General features: G+C 54.8%; 1 protein-coding gene. It reads left to right on the top strand.

Annotated features, from left to right (window positions below):
- Positions 1 to 177 precede the first annotated feature (177 nt).
- On the top strand, positions 178 to 1353 hold the full coding sequence (locus tag RRY12_13220) for an amidohydrolase (GenBank protein ID MEG2185635.1): 1176 nt from the start codon (positions 178 to 180) through the stop codon (positions 1351 to 1353).
- Positions 1354 to 1473 lie beyond the last annotated feature (120 nt).

Genomic DNA, 1473 nt, shown 5'->3' with positions numbered 1-1473 from the left:
TTTCATGGAAAAAGTTCCCGGTTTTTATGGATTCATCGGAGCGCTCAAACCTGAGGAGGGCATAACCTATTCCAACCATAGCGATAAGTTCACAGTAGACGAGGATGTCCTCCACAGAGGAGCTGCGCTTTACGCGCAGTTCGCAACGGATTTCCTTGAAGAAAGAAGCTGAGTCTGATGGCCGACATCAAGGCGCTCGCCAGAAAATACACGGAATATATAACTGAACGCCGCAGATATTACCATGCGCACCCTGAGCTTACGCTACGCGAGGAGGAGACGACGAAGGCTCTAATGTGCGACCTGCGTGAGATGGGCCTTGAACCGAAGCTCTTTGACGGTATTTTCGGCTGTACTGCTGTTCTTGAAGGTGTAGCTCCAGGCCCCGCGGTGTTGCTGCGTGCCGACATAGACGCGCTACCGGTGAAAGAGATGACTGGACTGCCATTTGCTTCGCAGAACGACGGCGTCATGCATGCCTGCGGGCATGACGCGCATATAGCGATGCAGCTGGGCGCTGCGAAGATATTGTCGGATATAAAAGAGGAACTTTGTGGCCGCGTCATATTTTTCTTCCAGCCGGCGGAGGAGATTGCGGCGGGTGCGAAGGCCGCCGTCGCCCAAGGTCTTATGGAAGGCGTGGACGTGGTCTATGGAGCGCACGTCTGGGGGCAGCTTGACGCGGGAAAGATAAACGTCGAAGGCGGAGAAAGAATGGCTTCCTGCGATATGTTCACGCTTAGGATAAAGGGCGAGGCAAGCCACGGTTCGGCGCCCCATCTGGGACGCGACGCCGCAGTTGCGGCCTCTGCCGTCATTATGGCGTTGCAGACAGTAACGAGCCGTGCGAACGACCCCCTTAACTCAATGGTGCTGACTATAGGCACCTTCAGCGCAGGCAACCGCTTCAATATAATATCTGACCGCGCCGAGATGGACGGTACCGTGCGCACCTTCAATCCTAAGTTCCGCATGGAGATAGAGCCGATGATAAGAAAGATTGCCGAAGATGTTGCGCGCGGCTATGGATGTACCGCAGAGCTGGAATATAAATATCTTTGTCCCGCCGTTATCAATGCAGATCAAAAGGCGGTTGATACGGCCCGTCACGCCGCGGCTTCGCTCTTCGGCGAAGAATCTCTTGCGCCGTTTGAAAAGCTGACAGGCTCCGAGGATTTTTCATTCCTTCTTGAGAAAGCCGCTGGTGTTTACTGTTTCATCGGCGGAAGAAGCCCTGAAGCGCCAGGTTCCGAGATGTCAAACCATCACGAGCGTTATACGTTGGACGAAAAAGTGCTCGCTATGGGAGCGGCGCTTGCGGCCCAGTTTGCCGCGGACTGGCTGCGAGGCTGACGCCGCACAGCGCCTGTGTAACCGTTCTGTCAGGTATAGGTATAGTCTAAAAAGCCCCTTCCGTTTCGCGCGATGCGTAAACGGAAGGGGCTTTTTGTCTTTCTACGGCTGAGGGCGGTT

This window comes from Cloacibacillus sp. (assembly GCA_036655895.1).
GTDB lineage: Bacteria > Synergistota > Synergistia > Synergistales > Synergistaceae > JAVVPF01.
The sequence above is the reverse complement of the archived record's forward strand: the minus strand, read 5'-3'. Positions and strand labels throughout refer to the sequence as shown.

Excerpts from the sequence above, each read along its gene's own strand:
- RRY12_13220 (MEG2185635.1), top strand. The coding sequence starts at position 178 with ATGGCCGACATCAAGGCGCTCGCCAGAAAATACACGGAATATATAACT.